This window comes from Streptomyces globisporus C-1027, from assembly GCF_000261345.2.
Classification (GTDB): Bacteria; Actinomycetota; Actinomycetes; order Streptomycetales; family Streptomycetaceae; genus Streptomyces; species Streptomyces pakalii.
Map to the genome: position 1 here is coordinate 5,758,397 of NZ_CP013738.1, position 21,438 is coordinate 5,779,834.

Consider the following 21,438-nt stretch of genomic DNA (forward strand, 5'->3'; position numbering starts at 1 on the left):
ACGAGCCGACGCGGACGAGCGGACGGTCGCGGCCGTCCGCGCCGACGGGGCGCACCGGCCACCGATGGCCGGATCCATGCCCCGGAGTCGTGTCCCGGGAGCGGCCCCGGCCGCCGCGGAGCGAGCGACGCCGGAGGGGTTCCGCGAGGAGCCAGGCGCCGGGGAGCGCGTGCCCGGCGGGCCCGGGGCGGGGAGCCCTCCGGTGAGCGCGCTGGGGGCCCTGCTCGCCACGCGGTCCGAGTCCGGCTCCACCGGGATGCGCTCCCGCATCCTGCTCGGCCTCGTCTGCGCCGGATATTCGGTGGGCGCCGCCTTCGGCTGGGGGTCACCGCAAGTCGCCGTCTTCATGGGGGACTTCGGCCTCGCCGCCGCGGCACTGGTCGCCGCGGTCTCCTGCTTCCTCTACGCACGGACGGGCGCGGGCCGGCTGCGCCCCGCCTGGCTGCTGTTCTCGCTCTCCTCCGCCATGGCGGCCTGCGGAAACGCCGTCTGGGGGTGGTACGAGGTGATCCTCGGCGTCCCCGTGCCCACCCCCTCCCTCGCCGACGTCTTCTTCCTCTGCTTCGCGCCGCCCGCCATCGTCGGGCTGCTCGTGCTCGCCAAACGGCCCGTCACCCGGGCGGGCTGGGTCTGCCTCGCCCTGGACGCCTGGCTGATCGGCGGCTCCCTGCTGACGCTCGCCTGGAGCCTCGCCCTCGCGCACACCGCGCACATGGCCGGCTTCCAGGACGCCAGCGTCGCGCCCGCGGCCCTCTCGCTGGCCTATCCGCTGCTCGACATCGTGCTCGTCTCGATGGTGCTCGCCCTGCACTTCCGGCGGGCCGGGGTGAACCGCTCCGCGGTGAACACCGCCATCGCCGCCCTCGCGCTCACCGTGCTGAGCGACGCGGTGTTCACCTCGCCGCTGCTGCGCTCCACCTACCACTCGGGCCAGCTCCTCGACGCCGGCTGGTTCGCCGGGTCGCTGCTCCTCGCCTACGCCCCCTGGGGCGCCCGGCGCGGAGCCCGGCGGTCCGCCCGCCCCGGCCCGCCGCGCGCCACCGCCAGCCGCCCGATCGCCGGCTCCCTCGCGGCCCTCACCCCCTATCTCGCCGCCGCCGTCTGCACCCTGGGCATCCTGTACAACGTGGTCGACGGCCGCCGGGTGGACCGGGTCGTCATCTTCACCGGCTGCACGGTCGTCCTGGCGCTGGTCGTCCGGCAGGGCATCATGCTCCTCGACAACATCTCCCTCACCCAGGAACTGGCCCAGAAGGAGAACCACTTCCGCTCCCTGGTGCAGGGCTCCAGCGACGTCATCATGATCGCCGCGCCCAACGGCACCCTGCGCTACGTCAGCCCCGCCGCCGCCGGGGTCTACGGGCGCGAGGCGGAGGGGCTCGTCGGGGCCGAGCTGTCCTCGATCATCCACCCCGACGATCTCGGCCGGGTCGTCCACGAGGTGCGGCGCTTCCTCGCCGCCCCGCCCCACGAGGAACCCACCACCCGAATCGAATGCCGCTTCCGCTCGGGCACCGGCGACTGGCTCAACGTCGAGTCCACCGTCAACCGCCACCAGGGCGGCCTCCTCCTCAACAGCCGGGACGTCACCGAACGGGTCAGGCTCCAGGCCCAGTTGCAGCACAACGCCGAGCACGACCCGCTGACCGACCTGCCCAACCGGGCCCTGTTCACCGCCCGGGTCCGCCAGGCGCTCGGCGGCCGCCGGGCCGGCGACCTCGGCACCGCCGTCCTCTTCATCGACCTCGACGGCTTCAAGCAGGTCAACGACACCATCGGCCACCAGGCGGGCGACGAACTGCTCATCCAGGCCGGCCGCCGCCTCCAGGACTCCGTCCGGGCCGGCGACACCGCCGCCCGGCTCGGCGGCGACGAGTTCGCCGCGCTCATCATGGGCGACGGCACCCGCGACCAGGGCGCCCGCGAGTACCAGGTCCACGAGATCGCCGACCGGCTGCGCCTCACCCTCTCCCAGCCCTACCGGATCGGCGCCAGCGAGGTCCGGGTGGCCGCCTCCATCGGGGTGGCCTTCGCCGAGCCCGCCATCAGCCCCACCGACCTCATGCGCAACGCCGACCTCGCGATGTACCGCGCCAAGGCCGGCGGCAAGGACCGGGTCGAGCTGTACGCCCCGCAGATGCAGGCCGACGTCGTACGCCGCTCCGAGCTGGCCACCCGGCTGCGCACGGCCCTGCGCGACGGCGAGTTCGCCCTGTTGCACCAGCCCGTCGTCCACCTCGCCAGCGGCTCCGTCGCCGCCGTCGCCGCCCAGGCCCGCTGGCGCTCCGCCCAGGGCATCCTGTTCACCCCCGCCGAGTTCCTGCGGGTCTCCGGCGACGACGACCGCACCGCCGAGCTCGGCCGCTGGCTCCTGGAGGAGGCCGTCGCCCAGGCCGCCGACCGGGCCAGGGCCGGGCACCCCGTCGCCGTCTCCGTCCGGCTCTCCGCCGCCCGGCTGCTGGACGCGGCCCCGCCGCCCGGTTCCATCGAGGCGCTGCTGACCCGCCACGGGCTGCCCTCCGGCGCCCTGATGATCGAGGTCGCCGACAGCGACCCGCGCGTCTCCTTCGACGCCCTGGAGCAGCGCCTCGTGGCCCTGCGCCGGCTCGGCGTACGGATCGCGCTCGACGGCTTCGGCAGCGGCTTCGCGGCGATCAACGCGCTGCGCCGGCTCCCCATCGATGTACTGAAGCTCGACCGGAACCTGGTGGAGGGGGTGGTCGAATCGGCCAGGCTGCACAAGATCACCAGCGGCCTCCTGCGGATCGCCTGCGACCTCGGTCTCCAGTCCGTCGCCGACGGCGTGGACGTCCCCGAGCAGGTCCTCGCCCTGCGGGCCATGGGGTGCACGCACGGCCAGGGAATGGCCTTCTCCGGTCCGCTCGACGAGTACCGGCTGCGACGCGCCCTGGTCCGCGGGGAGTTCCCCGTGCCGGGCATTCCGAGCCCGCGGCCGGTGATGGCGGGCGGCTCGATCCCGCTGCTCACCGGATCACATACTGAGACGCCTGTCCCACCCACTTGACACGTCATGCGTGCCGGAGAGAGGGTCAATGCCATGCGCACCCGAATTCTCGTACTTGGAAAGCGCGTCGGCTGAAGCAGAGTCACTCCACGACACTCTGCGGACCGCACCCGGCGCGCTCCCCTCGCTTGCCTCACGGCACGAGGGGTTTTTTGTTGCACTGACACCTCTCAAAACGCTGCAAAACACCCGCGAAAACCCTCAGCTTCGAGAAGAGAATGCCGATGACCGAGCAGGCCACCGGGGCCCACCACCCGCAGCCGCGCGCCCGTACCGGCGGACAGCCGTCCGTCACCGTTGAGCACGTCACGGGCGCGCAGTCCCTCATCCGCTCTCTCGAGGAAGTCGGCGCCGACACGGTATTCGGCATTCCCGGCGGTGCGATCCTCCCCGCCTACGACCCGATGATGGACTCCACCCGGGTCCGCCACGTCCTGGTCCGCCACGAGCAGGGCGCCGGCCACGCCGCCACCGGATACGCGCAGGCCACCGGCAAGGTCGGCGTCTGCATGGCCACCTCGGGCCCCGGCGCCACCAACCTGGTCACCCCGATCGCCGACGCGCACATGGACTCCGTGCCGCTCGTCGCGATCACCGGCCAGGTCGCCTCCAAGGCCATCGGCACCGACGCCTTCCAGGAAGCCGACATCTGCGGCATCACGATGCCGATCACCAAGCACAACTTCCTGGTCACCAAGGCCGAGGACATCCCGCACACCATCGCCGAGGCCTTCCACATCGCCTCCACCGGCCGCCCCGGACCGGTCCTCGTCGACATCGCCAAGGACGCCCTCCAGGCGAAGACCACCTTCAGCTGGCCGCCCACCCAGGACCTGCCCGGCTACCGCCCGGTGACCAAGCCGCACGCCAAGCAGATCCGCGAGGCCGCCAAGCTGATCACCCAGTCCAAGCGCCCCGTGCTGTACGTCGGCGGCGGCGTCCTGAAGGCCGGGGCCACCGCCGAGCTGAAGGTCCTCGCGGAGCTGACCGGAGCGCCCGTCACCACCACCCTGATGGCGCTCGGCGCCTTCCCCGACAGCCACCCGCTGCACGTGGGAATGCCGGGCATGCACGGTGCGGTCACCGCCGTCACCGCGCTGCAGAAGGCCGACCTGATCGTCGCCCTCGGAGCCCGCTTCGACGACCGCGTCACCGGCAAGCTGGACAGCTTCGCCCCGTACGCCAAGATCGTCCACGCCGACATCGACCCCGCCGAGATCGGCAAGAACCGCACCGCCGACGTGCCGATCGTCGGTGACGCCCGCGAGGTCCTGGCCGACCTGGTCCAGGCTGTCCAGGTCGAGCACACCGAGGGCAACACCGGTGACTACACCGCCTGGTGGAAGGACCTCAACCGCTGGCGCGACACCTACCCGCTGGGCTACGACCTGCCCGAGGACGGCAGCCTCTCGCCGCAGCAGGTCATCCAGCGCATCGGGCAGCTCGCCCCCGAGGGCACGATCTTCGCGGCCGGTGTCGGACAGCACCAGATGTGGGCCTCCCACTTCATCGACTACGAGCAGCCCGCCACCTGGCTCAACAGCGGCGGCGCCGGAACGATGGGGTACGCGGTCCCCGCCGCGATGGGCGCCAAGGCCGGCATGCCCGACCGTACGGTCTGGGCCATCGACGGCGACGGCTGCTTCCAGATGACCAACCAGGAACTGACCACCTGCGCGCTCAACAACATCCCGATCAAGGTCGCCGTCATCAACAACGGCGCCCTCGGGATGGTCCGCCAGTGGCAGACCCTCTTCTACAACCAGCGCTACTCCAACACCGTGCTGCACTCCGGCCCGGACTCGGACGGCAACGCCGCCAAGGGAACCCGCGTCCCGGACTTCGTCAAGCTGTCCGAGGCCATGGGCTGCCACGCCATCCGCTGCGAGGACCCGGCCGACCTGAACAAGGTCATCGAAGAGGCCAACTCCATCAACGACCGCCCCGTCGTGATCGACTTCATCGTCCACGAGGACGCCATGGTCTGGCCGATGGTCGCCGCCGGCACCTCCAACGACGAGGTCCAGGCCGCGCGCGGCGTCCGTCCCGACTTCGGCGACAACGAAGACGACTGAGAGACAGAGAGAGAACGACTCCCATGTCCGAAAAGCACACGCTCTCCGTCCTGGTCGAGAACAAGCCCGGTGTCCTCGCCCGGATCACCGCCCTGTTCTCCCGACGCGGCTTCAACATCGACTCGCTCGCGGTCGGTACGACCGAGCACCCCGACATCTCCCGCATCACCATCGTCGTGAATGTCGAGGGCCTGCCCCTGGAGCAGGTGACCAAGCAGCTCAACAAGCTGGTCAACGTCCTGAAGATCGTCGAACTCGAGCCGTCCGCTGCGATCCAGCGGGAGCTCGTCCTGGTGAAGGTCCGCGCCGACAGCGAGACCCGCTCCCAGATCGTCGAGATCGTCCAGCTGTTCCGCGCCAAGACCGTCGACGTCTCCCCGGAGGCCGTCACGATCGAGGCGACCGGAGGGGCCGACAAGCTGGAGGCGATGCTCAAGATGCTGGAGCAGTACGGCATCAAGGAGCTCGTCCAGTCCGGCACCATCGCCATAGGGCGCGGCGCGCGCTCGATCACCGACCGGTCCCTGCGCGCCCTCGACCGCTCGGCCTGAGCCGACGGACCCGGGCGGAGCCACACACTCCGCTCGCATGGCGAGACCCGACAACGCATACGACGCACCCCGCCGTACGGTGGGACGCAACACCTGCACACCAAGGAGAAGACCCAGTGGCCGAGCTGTTCTACGACGACGATGCCGACCTGTCCATCATCCAGGGCCGCAAGGTCGCGGTTCTCGGTTACGGCAGCCAGGGCCACGCCCACGCGCTGTCGCTCCGTGACTCCGGCGTCGACGTCCGCGTCGGTCTGCACGAGGGCTCGAAGTCCAAGGCCAAGGCCGAGGAGCAGGGTCTGCGCGTGGTGACCCCCGCCGAGGCGGCCGCCGAGGCCGACGTCATCATGATCCTCGTCCCGGACCCGATCCAGGCCCAGGTCTACGAGGAGTCCGTCAAGGACAACCTCAAGGCGGGCGACGCGCTGTTCTTCGGCCACGGCCTGAACATCCGCTTCGGCTTCATCAAGCCCCCGGCCGACGTCGACGTCTGCATGGTCGCCCCCAAGGGCCCCGGCCACCTGGTCCGCCGCCAGTACGAGGAGGGCCGCGGCGTCCCCTGCATCGTGGCCGTCGAGCAGGACTCCACGGGCAAGGGCCTGGAGCTCGCCCTGTCGTACGCCAAGGGCATCGGCGGCACCCGCGCCGGCGTCATCAAGACCACCTTCACCGAGGAGACCGAGACCGACCTGTTCGGTGAGCAGGCCGTCCTCTGCGGTGGCACCGCCGCCCTGGTCAAGGCCGGTTTCGAGACGCTGACCGAGGCCGGCTACCAGCCCGAGATCGCGTACTTCGAGTGCCTCCACGAGCTGAAGCTCATCGTCGACCTCATGTACGAGGGCGGCCTGGAGAAGATGCGCTGGTCCATCTCGGAGACCGCCGAGTGGGGCGACTACGTCACCGGCCCCCGGATCATCACCGACGCCACCAAGGCCGAGATGAAGAAGGTCCTCGCCGAGATCCAGGACGGCACCTTCGCCAAGAACTGGATGGCCGAGTACCACAACGGTCTGCCCAAGTACAACGAGTACAAGAAGGCCGACAGCGACCACCTGCTGGAGACCACGGGCCGCGAGCTGCGCAAGCTCATGAGCTGGGTGAACGACGAAGAGGCCTAGGCCTCGGGGGAGCGGGGCGGGTCCATGACGGACCCGCCCCGCTCCACAATGCCCCAGGGGCGGTCCGTACGGGTGTACACCACGTCCACCCTCGTGCGGGTGATCCTTCCACGGGGGCGCGGTACACAGCCCGTCGCATGACTACACTTCTCAACACATACACGCGTCAGGGCCCACAGTGTCGTGCGTCTACCACGCGGCTAGCCCCTCCACCGCCTGCGGCCGTCGGGACGGCCGTCCGCACTGGACTTGTGAGGACTCACGTGAGCTCGAAACCTGTCGTACTCATCGCTGAAGAGCTGTCGCCCGCCACGGTCGACGCCCTGGGTCCGGATTTCGAGATCCGGCACTGCAACGGCGCGGACCGCGCCGAGCTGCTCCCCGCGATCGCCGACGTCGACGCGATCCTGGTGCGCTCCGCCACCAAGGTCGACGCCGAGGCCCTGGCCGCCGCCAGGAAGCTCCGGGTCGTGGCCCGCGCGGGCGTCGGTCTGGACAACGTGGACGTCTCCGCCGCCACCAAGGCCGGCGTGATGGTCGTCAACGCCCCGACCTCCAACATCGTCACCGCCGCCGAGCTGGCCTGCGGTCTGCTGGTGGCCACCGCGCGCAACATCCCGCAGGCCAACACCGCGCTCAAGAACGGCGAGTGGAAGCGCTCCAAGTACACCGGGGTCGAGCTCAGCGAGAAGGTCCTCGGCGTCGTCGGCCTCGGCCGCATCGGCGTCCTGGTCGCCCAGCGCATGTCGGCCTTCGGCATGAAGATCGTCGCCTACGACCCCTACGTCCAGCCGGCCCGCGCCGCGCAGATGGGCGTCAAGCTCCTCAGCCTGGACGAGCTGCTGGAGGTCGCCGACTTCATCACCGTGCACCTGCCGAAGACCCCCGAGACCCTCGGTCTCATCGGGGACGAGGCGCTGCACAAGGTGAAGCCGTCGGTCCGCATCGTCAACGCCGCGCGCGGCGGGATCGTCGACGAGGAGGCGCTGTACTCCGCCCTCAAGGAGGGCCGCGTCGCCGGCGCCGGCCTCGATGTGTACGCGAAGGAGCCCTGCACGGACTCCCCGCTGTTCCAGTTCGACCAGGTCGTCTGCACCCCGCACCTCGGCGCCTCCACCGACGAGGCCCAGGAGAAGGCGGGCATCGCGGTCGCCAAGTCGGTGCGCCTCGCCCTCGCCGGTGAGCTGGTCCCGGACGCGGTCAACGTCCAGGGCGGCGTCATCGCCGAGGACGTACGCCCCGGTCTGCCGCTCGCCGAGAAGCTCGGCCGGATCTTCACCGCGCTCGCGGGCGAGGTCGCGGCCCGCCTCGACGTCGAGGTGTACGGCGAGATCACCCAGCACGACGTCAAGGTGCTGGAGCTCTCCGCGCTCAAGGGCGTCTTCGAGGACGTCGTCGACGAGACCGTCTCCTACGTCAACGCCCCGCTGTTCGCGCAGGAGCGCGGTGTCGAGGTCCGCCTCACCACCAGCTCCGAGTCGCCCGACCACCGCAACGTGGTCACCGTGCGCGGCACGCTCGGCAGCGGCGAGGAGGTCGCGGTCTCCGGCACGCTGGCCGGCCCGAAGCACCTGCAGAAGATCGTGGCCATCGGCGAGCACGACGTGGACCTGGCGCTCGCCGACCACATGGTCGTCCTGCGCTACCAGGACCGTCCCGGTGTCGTCGGCGCGGTCGGCAAGATCCTCGGCGAGGCCGGGCTGAACATCGCGGGCATGCAGGTCTCGCGGGCCACCGAGGGCGGCGAGGCGCTGGTCGTCCTCACCGTCGACGAGACGGTCCCGCAGCCGGTGCTGACCGAGATCGCCGAGGAGATCGGCGCGTCCTCGGCCCGCTCGGTGAACCTCACCGACTGACCCACCCTGTACGACCCCGGCTGCCGGGCACCCCTTCTCCGGGGCGCCCGGCAGCCGCGTTTTCGGGGGCCGATCGGCCCGATCCGCCCCTATGGGCCCGGGGTTGGGCCCTGGGACCCACGACGCGCGAGGCCCCCGACCCTAGGGTGACCGGTTGTCATGTCACTCATGGGCACCGGGGGTCGGATCACGTATGTCTGCTGTCGGTGGCATACCCGTAGCGGGAGGCCCGGCTCCGGCCGCCGCCCCCCGGCGTGACCTACCGGGCCCGCTCGCCGTGGTCCGGGTGGCCCTCCTCGTCCTGCTCGGCGCGACGGTCCTCGGCGCGGTCGGCCTCTCCGGCTCGGCGATCGCCGCCGACGCCATGGGCGCCCAGGTGTTCGGCATCCTGCTGTACGCCTCCGCGCCCGGGGTGCTCTGCGCCCTGCTGGCCCGGCATCTGCGTACGGGCGGCAGGCGCGTGCTGTGGGGGATCGTCGCCGTCCAGATCTGGCTGATCATCGGCGGCCTCGGCAACGTGTCGGACGGGTCGCCGGACGGTTTCACGCAGCTCGTCCTGCCCGTCCTGATCCTGGTGCTGCTGCGCCGTCCGCAGAGCCGCGCGTGGTTCCTGCTGCCGCCCCGGGAGCGCGGGGAGCCGCCGAAGTTCTCGCTCCCGCACATGATCACGTGGAAGCGGGACCGGGGGCAGTCCGCGCTGGAGTACCTGGGCCTGGTCCTGATCGTCGTCGCGCTGATCGGGGCGCTGACGGTGGGCGGCCTCGGCGGCCGGATCACGGAGGGGCTCCAGTCGGCGATCTGCTCGCTGACGGGCAGCTCGTGCCCGGTGTCGCCCGGAGGCAGCGACACCGTCGCGGGAGACGACCCGGGCGGCGGAGCGGACGGCGGTACGTCGGGGAGCGCGGACGGCGGCGCGGATGGCGGAGCCGACGGGGGTGCCGCCGACGGTGGTTCGACCACGACGGGCGGCACGACCGGCGGCGAAGCGACGGGTGGCTCCGGCGGCGACGCGACGGGCGGCACGGGCGGGACCGGCGGGACGGAAGGCACCGGCGGCTCCGAAGGCACCCAAGGCACTGGCGGCACCCAAGGCTCCAGCGGCTCCGAAGGCACCCAGGGCAGCGGCGGTACGACCGGCGGGACCGGCGGGGAGAGCTCGGGCGGCCCCGGCTCCACCACGACGGGTGGCGGCACCGGCGGCCCCGACGACAACGGGCGCCCCGGCACCGGCGAGGACACCTTCCCCGAGGACCACGAGGAGCCCGAGGCCGCCTACGACGTGCAGGCGTCCGACGACGGCGAGGGGGAGGGCGGCGAGCAGGCCGAGGAGCAGGAGGACTGCGGCGGCTGGGGCTTCTTCGGCTGCGCCTGGGACCGTACGACCCAGGTCTTCAAGGGGCTGGTGGTCGACGGGATCTGGGGCGACATCTCCGGGATCATCGACCTGTTCAAGCCCGAGACCTGGTCGGGTCTGGTCGACTACGGCAAGCAGCTCGGTGACCAGTGGGTCCAGGACTCCTCGGGCGCGGGCGACAAGTGGTCCGACGGCGACTACCTGGGTGCGCTCTGGGACTGGGGCGGGGCCTCCGTCAACACGGTGGTCACGGTCGGCGACGACATCTTCGTCGGCGACGAGGTCCGCGAGCGCTGGAACAACGGAGAGAAGACCCGGGCCGTCACCGATGTGATCTGGAACGTCGGCTCGCTCTTCATCCCCGGCTACAACGTCGCGAAGGTGGTCGGCAAGGCCGGGAAACTCGGCAAGCTCGGCAAGGTGGCCTCCGAGGTCGCGGACGCGGCGGGCGATGCGAGCACGGCCGCCCGCCGGGCCCGGCAGGCCGCGGACGCGGGCGATCTCGACGGCGTACGCAAGGCGGCGAAGGAGGCCGACGAGGCGGCGGACAGCGCCGAGGACGCGGCGCGCCGCACCGGCTGCGCGATCGCGGGCGGACCGCCCAGGGTGCCGTACGGCGGAGGCGGCGGCGGGTCCGGCGGTGTGCCGGGCGCCGGCACCGGGGTGCTGGCGGGCGGCTCGCCGGGCCGGATCCTCCTCGCCGAGGGCGGCTGCGACGAGGCGGCCAAGAAGGCGGCCGAGGAGGCGCGGGCGGCGGAACGCCAGGCCCACCTGGATCAGAAGCGGCTGGAGGAGCCCGAGCGGGCGCGCAAGGCGGAGGCGGACAAGAAGCAGTACCCGCAGCCGGCACGCAACGACACCTCCGACCCCCGCAACTACAGTCCGCCGTCCTGGGCCGACGACCTCAAGGACCGCACGCTCGGCGACGCCGACGCGGGCGACGGCTACTGGGCCAGCCGGGACCGCAACCCGGCGCCCAACTGGAAGAACGAGTCCTGGCTCCGCTACCAGGAGCAGGTGACCGGCACCAACCGCGGCCAGGAGTACGTCGTTCCGCATCCGCGCGAGGGCAAGCCGGCGGTGGAGTACGACGGTTGGGACTCCTCACGGCAGACGTTCCTGGAGGCCAAGAACGGCTACGGCAGCTATCTGTCCAAGACCGACAGCGGTACCCTCACCCCGTCCGGCAAGGACAAGTTCGTCACCGAGGCCCGCGCCCAGGTCGAGGCGTCCGGCGGCCGGAGCGTGGAGTGGCACTTCTCCGACCCGGACGTCGCCAAGGCCGCCCGCAAGGCGTTCCGTGACGAGGGCCTGCCGATCAAAGTGGTCCACACCAAGCCCCACCCGGGCGACAGCACCAGGAAACCGGAAGCCTTCGACGATTAGCCGATACCCGGCCCGGGGGCGTCGGGCCGAGTAGCCTGCAACGCGTGGTGATCCCCGGCCGCCGGCCGGCCGGGGGAGCCGCGTGCAGCGGGCAGGCCGACGGAGGAGAGACGAGCATGCGACGTGTAGTGCGGGGCTTCTGGGGTCCCCGGCCGGAGCCGGTCGAGGCGGTGGCCGGCCGATGGCTGCGGACCCTCGACGGGCTGGCCGAACTGGTCCCGCAGGCGGCCGACGCCTGGAGCCAGGTCCACGGGAACGGGCCCGCCACCGCATTCACCACCGACCGGGACGCCCTGCTCGGCGCGCTCCGCACCGCCCAGAGCGCGACCGACTGGTCGGATCTCACCGGCACCGGGCTGCGGCTCGTCGGTACCGGCGCGCCCGGCTGGCAGGCCGAGGTCAGCGGACTGGCCGGGGGCGCGCCGGAGTTCCTGCTCCAGTCGCTCGCGATCATCCTGCACGCCCCGGACGAGGCCGTGGTCCCCGAGGAGGCCCTGCTCACCCTCGTCGCCCGGGTCTGGGAGCCGGACTTCGGCGATGTGAGCGACGACGACGTGCTGGACGCACTGGAGGACGACGCCGGCTACTCCGTCGGCGACCCCCTCGTCGGTCGCACCGGCTACCTGTCCCCGGCCCGCGCCGCCCTCGTCCCTGACGACCTGGAGACGGTACGCGAACCCCTCCCCGGCGGCGGGGAGTTGCTGAGTATCGCGGCTCCGGGCGACAGCGCGACCGTGGTGCGGGTGTACGAACGGCTCCGCGAGGCGGGAGCCCTGGCGCCGCTGCCCCGCCCGATGGACCGGGCGGTGCTGTGACCTCCCGGGCGGGCGAGCCCTTCGACACGGACCGTGCGGCGGCCGAGGTGACCGAGCTGCTCACCGCTCCCGTACCGGCCGACGGCCCCACCACCGCCGTGGGCGACCCGGTCACCGAGGAGTGGACGGTCACCACCGGGGCGGGCTTCCGGATCGTCCCGCTCTGGGAGGGCGACCCGCTCACCGGTGTGTACGCCCCCGAGTGGAACGACGCCGAGGAGGCCGCCGCGTCCCATCTCGCCGAGCTGGCCCGGGCGTTGGACGCACGCTGGGGGCCGCACCGCACGGTGCGGCTGGACGGGCCGCTGATGCGCCGGCAGGGCGGATCGACGGTGGAGCCGCTGTTCGAGGCGCTGTTCTCCGAAGACCTGTACGGGGACCTGGAGGTCTGGGGCCCCGTCGATCCGGGCGGCCGGTGGATCGGCCTGATCGTCGGCCACAGTGACGGGGACGCGCCGTTCGTGCTGGCCGCCCTGGTCAGCGACCGCCCGGTCCCCGAACCGGCACCCTTCGACGGGCCGTTGTGAGGCCCGTCCGGCTCCGCCCGATGCCGGCAGGCGCGGGCCGGAGCCGCTGATATGGTCCGTCGACATCAGCGCTCCCGTGAGCTGTCCCGTGCTGGAGAAGGTTCATGAAACTGCTTCCCCTGTTCATCCGGCGGCCGATCGAAGCGGTGTACGAGCGCCGGCTCGCCGCCGGCCTGGTGGGCCTGCCGCGCCCCCAGCACGTCGGGATCATGGTCGACGGCAACCGGCGCTGGGCCCGCAAGGCCGGGCACACGGACGTCCGGGAGGGCTACCGGGCGGGCGGTGCCAAGGTGACCACGTTCCTGGGCTGGTGCACGGCCGCCGGGATCGAGCACGTGACCCTCTTCATGCTCTCCGACGACAACCTGGGCCGCCCCGCCGAGGAACTCGGCCCGCTGATCGAGGTCATCGAGGAGACCGTCCGGGACATCACGGCCGAGGGCCGGGACTGGGAGGTCCGGGCGATCGGCTCGCTCGACATGCTGCCCGGCACCAGCGCCCGGGTGCTCAAGGAGGCCACCGCCGCCACGGCCGGGCGCGGCGGCCTCAAGGTGGACGTGGCGGTCGGCTACGGCGGCCGGCGCGAGATCGTCGACGCCGTGAAGAGCGCCTTCGAGGAGCACATCGCGGCCGGCGGCGACCCGGCCGAACTGGTCGCCCGGTTCGGGATCGACGACATCTCCCGGCACCTCTACTCACCCGTCGCCGACCACACCGACTTCATCATCCGCACCTCCGGCGAACAGCGCCTGTCCGGCTTCCTGCTCTGGCAGTCCGCGTACGCCGAGATGCACTGGGTGGACTGCTACTGGCCGGCGTTCCGGCACGTGGACTTCCTGCGCGCGCTGCGCTCGTACGCCAACCGGGAGCGCCGCTTCGGCAAGTGAGCGGTCCAGGCCCTACAGCCGGGCCCGCTTCACCGCCATGTGCAGCAGCAGCCGGTCCTCCCCGTCGTTCAGGTCGAGGCCGGTGATCTGCTGGATCCGGGAGAGCCGGTAGTAGAGCGTCTGGCGGTGGATGCCCAGGGCGGCGGCCGTCCGGCTCGCCTGGCCCGCGCAGTCCAGGAACACCTCGGCGGTGTGCGCCAGCTCCCGGTGCAACGGGGTCAGCAGCGAGGCGATCGCCGGGTCGCCGGGGTCGTTGCCGGTGCCCGGGAGCGCGGTCAGCAGGCGGTACGGGCCGATCGACGACCACTGCGCCACGGGGCCGAGACGGGGCTCGGCCCGGGCCGCGCGGGCCGCCGCCGTGGCCTCGCGCCAGGAGACCGTCAGCTGGTCCAGGCCCCGGCGCGGCGTGGCGATCCCCCCGGTGACGGCGGGGTCCGCGCCCGCGCGCAACCGGTCCGCCGCGCTCAGGGCGGGGTCCGGGCGGTCCGGCGAGCGCAGTCGGACGAGCGCGGCCAGCGACAGGGGCCCGGCGGCCCCCGGCACGGGGACCGTCGCCAGCGCGGCCGCCGACGCCACGCCCCGTACCGACGGCGTGTCCTCCGCCCACGGCGTCACGCACACCACCGTGTGCAGCCCCTCCGCGTCCCGGCCCAGGGCCTCGCCGAGCGCGGCGACGGCGGTGTCGTGCTGCCGGCCGGGGCCCGCCGTGAGCACCGCGCCGAACTCCCGTGAGAGGTCCGCGCCCGCCCGCGCCTCGTCGAAGAGGAGTGCCCCGATCCGTGCGGCCACCTCCATCGCGGCGGCCAGCTGCTCGTCGGTCGGGCCCGGGTCCGCGTCGAGCAGCCAGACGTAACCGAGGACGACACCCCGATGGCGTACCGGAAGGCAGATGCGGTCCCGGAACACCCCGGCCTCGGGCGCGGCGGGGATCCGGACGGGCCCGGTGGCCCGGGTGATGCCGAACCCCTCGAACCAGGCGCGGACGGCGGGGGTGGAGCGGCGGGTCAGGATCGAGCGGGTGCGGACCGGGTCCATCGCGCTGTCGTCGTCGCTGTCGTGGGCTCCGAAGGCGACCAGGCCGAAGTCCCGGTTCTCCAGGGTGGCCGGAGCGTCGAGGAGGGAGGAGATCTCGTCGACCAGTTCCTGGTAATCGCCTGTCACTCCGCCATTCTGCACCTCCGCGCGGCTTTCCTCATACAGATGTCTGAGATGGCGGCCACGGATGCGTGACAGGTGTCGATGGCACAGCCCGCACGGGGTACCTAGATTTCACAGTGGTTATCCGTGCCGTACCGGTTCGTTCATGTTCGTACCGTTACGGCCCCTCGTCCGTACATTCGTGGAGGTGCCCCGTGCTGGGTCCCGTGATTCTCGCCGCATCGCGCAGCGACAAGATGCGCCGGTTCATCTCGGCCGCGCCCGGCACCAAGCAGGTCGTCGACCGCTTCATCGCCGGCGAGACCGTCGACCAGGTCGTCCCGATCGTCGAGGACGCCGCGGACAAGGGCCTGGAGGTCACGCTCGACGTCGTCGGCGAGGACATCACCACCCCCGCGCAGGCCGAGGCCGCCCGCGACGCCTACCTGGAGCTCGTCGAGCGCCTGAAGGTCCTGGACCTGGGCCCGCGCGCCGAGATGTCCGTCAAGCTGTCGATGTTCGGCCAGGCGCTGGAGAACGGCCACGAGCTGGCCCTCGCCAACGTCCGCCCGGTCGTCGAGGCGGCCGCCGCCATCGGCACCACGGTCACCCTGGACGCCGAGGACCACACGACCCTCGACTCGATGTTCGCCATCCACGAGGAGCTGCGGAAGGACTTCCCGCAGACCGGCTGCGTCATCCAGTCCTACCTCTTCCGCACCGAGGACGACGCCCGCCGCCTGGCCGAGGCCGGCAGCCGCGTCCGCATCGTGAAGGGCGCCTACAAGGAGCCCGCCTCCGTCGCGTACCAGGACAAGGCCGAGATCGACAAGGCGTACGTCCGCATCACCCGGATCCTGATGGAGGGCGAGGGCTACCCGATGATCGGGTCGCACGACCCCCGTCTCATCGCCATCGCCCAGGAGCTCGGCCGCCAGGCCGGGCGCAAACTGGACGAGTACGAGTTCCAGATGCTGTACGGCATCCGCAGCGACGAGCACGTCCGGCTCGCGGCCGAGGGCCACCGGATGCGCGTCTACACGGCGTACGGCACCGACTGGTACGGATACTTCATGCGCCGCCTCGCGGAGAAGCCGGCCAACCTGCTGTTCTTCGGCCGCTCGATCCTCACCAAGGGCTGAGCGGCCCCCGGGCCGACCCACACCCCCGCCGACATCAAGGAGACAAGGCACTCATGGACGCCGTCACCCAGGTCCCCGCGCCGGTCAACGAGCCGGTCCACTCCTACGCGCCCGGATCCCCGGAGCGCGCCCGCCTGGAGGTGAAGCTCAAGGAGCTCGCCGACAACCCGATCGACCTGCCGATGACCATCGGCGGCGAGAAGCGGATGGGCGGCGGCGAGCGGGTCAACGTCGTACAGCCGCACAACCACCAGGCCGTCATCGGCACCTTCGCCGGCGCCACCGAGCAGGACGCCCAGGACGCCATCGACGCGGCCCTCGCCGCCGCTCCGGCCTGGCGCGCGATGTCCTTCGACGACCGCGCCGCGATCATCCTGCGCGCCGCCGAGCTGCTGTCGGGCCCCTGGCGCGAGACGCTGGCCGCCTCCACCATGCTGGGCCAGTCCAAGACCGCTCAGCAGGCCGAGATCGACACCCCCTGCGAGCTCATCGACTTCTGGCGCTTCAACGTGCACTACGCGCGCCAGATCCTCGCCGAGCAGCCCCCGGCCAACTCCCCGGGCGTCTGGAACCGCATGGACCACCGCCCGCTGGAGGGCTTCGTCTACGCGATCACGCCCTTCAACTTCACAGCCATCGCGGGCAACCTCCCCACCGCCCCCGCCCTCATGGGCAACGTCGTGGTGTGGAAGCCGTCCCCGACGCAGACCCACGCCGCCGTGCTGCTGATGCAGCTCCTGGAAGAGGCCGGGCTGCCCAAGGGCGTCATCAACCTGGTCACCGGCGACGGCATCGCCGTCTCCGAGGTGGCGCTGAACCACCGCGACCTGGCCGGTATCCACTTCACCGGCTCGACCCCCACCTTCCAGCACCTGTGGAAGACGGTCGGCAACAACATCGCCAACTACCGCACCTACCCGCGGCTCGTCGGCGAGACCGGCGGCAAGGACTTCGTCGTCGCGCACCCCAGCGCCGACCGCGCCATCCTGAAGACCGCGCTGACCCGTGGCTCCTTCGAGTTCCAGGGCCAGAAGTGCTCCGCTTCCTCGCGGGCGTACGTCCCCGCCTCCATCTGGAACTCCGGTTTCAAGGAGGAGTTCGCGGCCGAGGTCGACGGCATCACGATGGGTGACGTCACCGACCTGAGCAACTTCATCGGGGCCGTCATCGACGACCGCTCGTTCGCCAAGAACAAGGCCGCGATCGACCGCGCCAAGTCCGACCCGACCTGCACGGTCATCGCGGGCGGCACCTACGACGACTCGGTGGGCTACTTCGTCCGCCCGACCGTCATCGTGTGCACCGACCCCGAGAACGAGGTCTTCACGACCGAGTACTTCGGCCCGATCCTCGCCATCCACGTGTACGAGGACGAGGACTACGACGCCATGCTCGCGCAGATGGAGTCCGTCTCCGACTACGCGCTGACCGGCTCGGTCATCGCGGGCGACCGCGCGGCCGCCGCGTACACGATGGACAAGCTCCGCTACGCCGCGGGCAACTTCTACATCAACGACAAGTCGACCGGCGCCGTCGTCGGCCAGCAGCCCTTCGGCGGCGGCCGTGCCTCCGGCACCAACGACAAGGCGGGCGCCCCGCAGAACCTCCAGCGCTGGACCCTGACCCGGGCCATCAAGGAGACGCTGGTCCCGCCGACCGACTACACCTACCCCCACCAGGGCTGACGCCCTCCCGGGGCACCGCAGCACGGCGCCCCGGACCCGGGGTCCTTCCGAGGGCCCCCGCAGAGCACCGCCCCCCGACCGGCCCCCCTGCCGGCCGGGGGGCGGTTTCCATGTGCGCGCCCGCGTACGGGGCCTTCGGCGCGGTCCCGGGTCACGCGGTCTTGTGGTTTAGGTAATGGGCATGTCAAATTCCTTCTCGGTACGTCCCCACACGTCACCCGAGAAGGAGTTCCCCCATGAGACGCAACTCCCGCGCGCGCATCGGCGTTTCCCTGCTGCTCGTCGTCGGCGCCCTCGGCCTCGGAGCCGCCCCCTCCACCGCCGCCGGCACCCCGGCCGCCGCCCCCTCGGCGATCCCCGCCCCGTCCGCGTACGCCCTCGACGCCCAGGTCGACCGCGCGCTCGGCACCGCCACCGCCGGAACCTACCTCGACGCGAAGACCGGGAAGCTGGTCGTCACCGTCACCACCGACCGGGCCGAGGAGCAGGCCCGGGCCGCCGGCGCCACTGTCCGCCGGGTGGCCCGCAGCGCCGCCCAGCTCGACGCCGCCATGGAGACCCTGGAGGCCGAGGCGAAGATCACCGGTACCTCCTGGGGGATCGACCCGCGCACCAACCGGGTCGCCGTCGAGGCCGACTCCTCCGTCTCCGCCCGCGACATGGCCCGCCTCGAAGCCGTCGCCGAACGGCTCGACGGCGCGGTCGCCATCAAGCGCGTCCCCGGGGAGTTCCACCGTGAGGTGCTCGGCGGCGGCGCGATCTACGGCGGCGGCAGCCGCTGCTCGGCCGCCTTCAACGTCACCAAGGGCGGGGCCCGTTACTTCGTGACCGCTGGTCACTGCACCAACATCTCCGCCAACTGGTCGGCCAGCTCCGGCGGTTCGGTCATCGGCGTCCGGGAGGGCACCAGCTTCCCGACCAACGACTACGGCATCGTCCGCTACACCGACGGCTCCTCGCCCGCCGGAACCGTCGACCTCTACAACGGCTCCACCCGCGACATCACCTCCGCCGCCAACGCCGTCGTCGGCCAGGCCATCCAGAAGAGCGGCTCCACGACCAAGGTGACCTCCGGCACGGTCACCGCGGTCAACGTCACCGTCAACTACGGTGACGGGCCCGTCTACAACATGGTCCGCACCACCGCCTGCTCGGCCGGCGGCGACAGCGGCGGCGCGCACTTCGCCGGATCCGTCGCCCTCGGCATCCACTCCGGCAGCTCCGGCTGCTCGGGCACCGCGGGCTCGGCCATCCACCAGCCGGTCACCGAGGCGCTCTCCGCGTACGGCGTGACGGTGTACTGAGCCACGCCCCGTACGGCGGTGAGGGGCGGCCGAGCCGCGCCCCGTACGGCGTGACGGTGCACTGAGCCACCGGCGCTCCCTTACCGCAGCGAACCGATACCCGCCCGGACCGCCGTGCCCCCGGTCCGGGCGGGTTATCCGTGTGCGGGCGGCCGCCCCCGCGCGCGAGGATGGGCCCCATGACCGAGCCCGCCGTGCGCACCGCCCCCACCTTCGAGCTGACCGCCGCCGAGCGCGCGGAGATCCGCGACCTGCTCGACGCCGCCTTCGAGGGCGACTTCGCCGACGAGGACTGGGAGCACACCCTCGGCGGCGTGCACGCCCTGATCCGGGACCCGGACGGCCACCTGATCGCCCACGGCTCCGTCGTCCAGCGCCGCGTCCTGCACGCGGACCGCTCCTACCGCGCCGGTTACGTCGAAGGCGTCGCCGTCCGCGCCGATCACCGCCGGGGCGGCCTCGGCCACCGGATCATGGCCGACCTGGAGCACGTCATCGACGCGGCCCACGACTTCGGGGCCCTCTCCGCCTCCGACGCGGGCGCGGCCCTGTACGCCGCGCGCGGCTGGCAGATCTGGCCGGGCCGGCTCACCGCCCTCGGCCCGGACGGCCCGCTCCCGCTCCCGGAGGAGGAGGGCAGCACCTACGTCCGCCCGGCGGCCGGACACCCCCTGCCCGCTCCCGTCCACGCGTTGGCCTTCGACTGGCGGAACGGCGACCTCCTCTGAGCCGACGGGCCGCTCGGAGCTGACGGGGGCCGCTCGCGGACGGACTGCCTCCAGGGCTGTGACCTGCACTGATCCAAGAGGCCGTCTCAGATAGTAGGAAGTCCGACTAACTGTGGAGACAGGACGGCCCGACTGTCCTAACTTGGTAGAAGCCGAACGCATCGCTCGATCGAGCGACCGGCGGATGGTGGCGCACGCCCGAAGCAGGCAACCCCTGCCGCGTACGCTCCCCGCCCCTTCCGGCACCTCGAAATCCGATCCCGTTCCCCACCACCGCGCGGCGCTGTGCCGCCCGTGCCGGTGCCACGCGATCTCAGGAATCTCAAGGAGTCGATCCATCATGGCCGAGACCACTGTCCGCCGCGTCCGTCACACCTCCCGCCAGGCCGAGGCCGAGCGCCGCAACGCCGCCGCCGCCCTCCAGCGCGCCCTGGACCGCCGCGACAACGGCGGCGAGACCGGCCACTGAGCCGCCGCCTCCGCAGCCGTTGCGCCGGCCCGTTTCCGGCCGTCCCGCCGCACCACCCACCCCACCCCGAACATCCGTGCGTCCGTCCATATGGTGGACGTCGGATGTCATGGGGTGGGACGCACCGTTAGGCTCCCGGCATGTCTCGCAGCATCGATCTCGCAGTGATCCCCGGTGACGGAATCGGCCAGGAAGTCGTGGCCCAGGGCCTCAAGGTCCTCAACGCTGTCCTCCCGCAGGATGTGAAGCTGGAGACCAAGGAGTACGACCTCGGCGCCCAGCGCTGGCACCGCACCGGCGACACCCTCCCGGACGCGGAGCTGGAAGCCCTCAAGAACCACGACGCCATCCTCCTCGGCGCGATCGGCGACCCGTCCGTGCCGTCGGGCGTCCTGGAGCGCGGGCTGCTGTTGAAGCTGCGTTTCGCCTTCGACCACTTCATCAACCTGCGCCCCTCCAAGCTCTTCCCGAACACCGCGACCCCGCTCGCCGGCCGCCCCGACATCGACTTCGTCGTCGTCCGCGAGGGCACCGAGGGCCCGTACACCGGCAACGGCGGCTCGCTGCGCACCGGCACCCCCGCCGAGGTCGCCACCGAGGTCAGCGTCAACACGGCCTACGGCGTCGAGCGTGTGGTCCGGGACGCCTTCGAGCGCGCGGCCGCCCGGCCCCGCAAGAAGCTGACGCTGGTCCACAAGAACAACGTCCTCGTCTACGCCGGCCACCTGTGGAAGAACACCTTCGACCGGGTCGCCGCCGAATACCCGCAGGTCAGCACCGACTACCTGCACGTCGACGCCGCGACGATCTTCTTCGTCACCCAGCCGGAGCGCTTCGACGTCATCGTCACCGACAACCTCTTCGGCGACATCCTCACCGACCTGGCCGCCGCCGTCACCGGCGGAATCGGCCTGGCCGCCTCCGGCAACATCAACCCGACGGGCGCGTTCCCGTCGATGTTCGAGCCGGTCCACGGCTCCGCCCCCGACATCGCCGGGCAGGGCAAGGCCGACCCGACCGCCACGATCCTCTCCGTCGCCCTCCTGCTGCGTCACCTCGGCTACGACACCGAGGCCACGCGCATCGAGGACGCCGTCTCCGCCGATCTCGCGGAGCGCGACGGGGGCACTGCGCGGACGACCGACGAGATCGGCGACGCCCTCGCGGTACGCGTAGCGAGCTGACCCGACGACTCCACTTCGAAGCCGCCGGGTCGCATCAGCGCCCGGCGGCTTCTCCTGTGCGGCCCCCGGGTGCCACCATCGACCTCTGGACCGCATTCACACCATTTCGTGCACGGCCCCCCGCAAGTGATAATCGAACGCGGGGCCGTGGCTCGCGGTGAAGCTCGGACGTCCTAGGACCTGACCGGAAAACGT

16 protein-coding genes are annotated in these 21,438 nt (G+C 71.8%); 15 read left to right on the forward strand and 1 reads right to left on the reverse strand.

Going from position 1 to position 21,438, the window contains the following annotated elements; all coding sequences use genetic code 11:
* Positions 1–202 precede the first annotated feature (202 nt).
* The 9 genes from WQO_RS25470 to WQO_RS25510 all read left to right on the forward strand — a co-directional run bounded on the left by WQO_RS25470 (position 203) and on the right by WQO_RS25510 (position 13,594).
* On the forward strand, positions 203–3,025 hold the full coding sequence (locus tag WQO_RS25470; protein WP_010056418.1) for a putative bifunctional diguanylate cyclase/phosphodiesterase: 2,823 nt from the start codon (positions 203–205) through the stop codon (positions 3,023–3,025).
* Positions 3,026–3,243: 218 nt separating this feature from the next.
* On the forward strand, positions 3,244–5,100 hold the full coding sequence (locus WQO_RS25475; protein ID WP_029181896.1) for an acetolactate synthase large subunit: 1,857 nt from the start codon (positions 3,244–3,246) through the stop codon (positions 5,098–5,100).
* A 23-nt stretch (positions 5,101–5,123) separates the two neighbouring features.
* Complete coding sequence (gene ilvN, locus WQO_RS25480) at positions 5,124–5,651, forward strand: acetolactate synthase small subunit (protein ID WP_006127785.1); 528 nt, start codon at positions 5,124–5,126, stop codon at positions 5,649–5,651.
* Positions 5,652–5,767: 116 nt separating this feature from the next.
* On the forward strand, positions 5,768–6,769 hold the full coding sequence (gene ilvC / locus WQO_RS25485; protein WP_010056416.1) for a ketol-acid reductoisomerase: 1,002 nt from the start codon (positions 5,768–5,770) through the stop codon (positions 6,767–6,769).
* Positions 6,770–7,032: 263 nt separating this feature from the next.
* Complete coding sequence (serA, locus tag WQO_RS25490) at positions 7,033–8,625, forward strand: phosphoglycerate dehydrogenase (protein ID WP_010056414.1); 1,593 nt, start codon at positions 7,033–7,035, stop codon at positions 8,623–8,625.
* Positions 8,626–8,818: 193 nt separating this feature from the next.
* Positions 8,819–11,365: a Tox-REase-5 domain-containing protein gene (locus WQO_RS25495; RefSeq protein ID WP_029181895.1), complete on the forward strand. Its 2,547-nt coding sequence runs from the start codon at positions 8,819–8,821 to the stop codon at positions 11,363–11,365.
* 116 nt (positions 11,366–11,481) lie between these two features.
* Positions 11,482–12,180, forward strand: coding sequence for a hypothetical protein (locus tag WQO_RS25500; RefSeq protein ID WP_029181894.1), 699 nt, complete (start codon positions 11,482–11,484; stop codon positions 12,178–12,180).
* Positions 12,177–12,707: a hypothetical protein gene (locus tag WQO_RS25505; RefSeq protein ID WP_010056409.1), complete on the forward strand. Its 531-nt coding sequence runs from the start codon at positions 12,177–12,179 to the stop codon at positions 12,705–12,707. The genes WQO_RS25500 and WQO_RS25505 overlap by 4 nt, the downstream gene beginning before the upstream one ends.
* Positions 12,708–12,811: 104 nt before the next feature.
* A complete protein-coding gene (locus WQO_RS25510; RefSeq protein WP_010056408.1) occupies positions 12,812–13,594 on the forward strand; it encodes an isoprenyl transferase in 783 nt (260 codons plus the stop codon).
* Positions 13,595–13,606: 12 nt separating this feature from the next.
* Here WQO_RS25510 and WQO_RS25515 read toward each other — a convergent pair whose 3' ends face one another.
* Entirely contained in the window at positions 13,607–14,755 is a 1,149-nt protein-coding gene (locus WQO_RS25515) for a PucR family transcriptional regulator (protein ID WP_010056407.1), read from the reverse strand.
* Between the two features lie 191 nt (positions 14,756–14,946).
* On the opposite strand from WQO_RS25515, the gene WQO_RS25520 reads away from it, so the two are divergent.
* The 6 genes from WQO_RS25520 to WQO_RS25540 all read left to right on the forward strand — a co-directional run bounded on the left by WQO_RS25520 (position 14,947) and on the right by WQO_RS25540 (position 21,243).
* Entirely contained in the window at positions 14,947–15,873 is a 927-nt protein-coding gene (locus tag WQO_RS25520) for a proline dehydrogenase family protein (protein WP_010056406.1), read from the forward strand.
* 53 nt (positions 15,874–15,926) lie between these two features.
* Complete coding sequence (gene pruA, locus WQO_RS25525; RefSeq protein ID WP_010056405.1) at positions 15,927–17,558, forward strand: L-glutamate gamma-semialdehyde dehydrogenase; 1,632 nt, start codon at positions 15,927–15,929, stop codon at positions 17,556–17,558.
* A gap of 236 nt (positions 17,559–17,794) precedes the next feature.
* Complete coding sequence (locus WQO_RS25530) at positions 17,795–18,862, forward strand: S1 family peptidase (RefSeq protein WP_058954099.1); 1,068 nt, start codon at positions 17,795–17,797, stop codon at positions 18,860–18,862.
* A 179-nt stretch (positions 18,863–19,041) separates the two neighbouring features.
* A complete protein-coding gene (locus WQO_RS25535; protein WP_010056402.1) occupies positions 19,042–19,590 on the forward strand; it encodes a GNAT family N-acetyltransferase in 549 nt (182 codons plus the stop codon).
* Between the two features lie 340 nt (positions 19,591–19,930).
* On the forward strand, positions 19,931–20,059 hold the full coding sequence (locus tag WQO_RS37170; protein ID WP_010056400.1) for a hypothetical protein: 129 nt from the start codon (positions 19,931–19,933) through the stop codon (positions 20,057–20,059).
* A gap of 140 nt (positions 20,060–20,199) precedes the next feature.
* Positions 20,200–21,243, forward strand: a complete 1,044-nt coding sequence (locus WQO_RS25540; RefSeq protein WP_010056399.1) for a 3-isopropylmalate dehydrogenase — start codon at positions 20,200–20,202, stop codon at positions 21,241–21,243.
* The last annotated feature ends 195 nt before the right edge of the window (positions 21,244–21,438 follow it).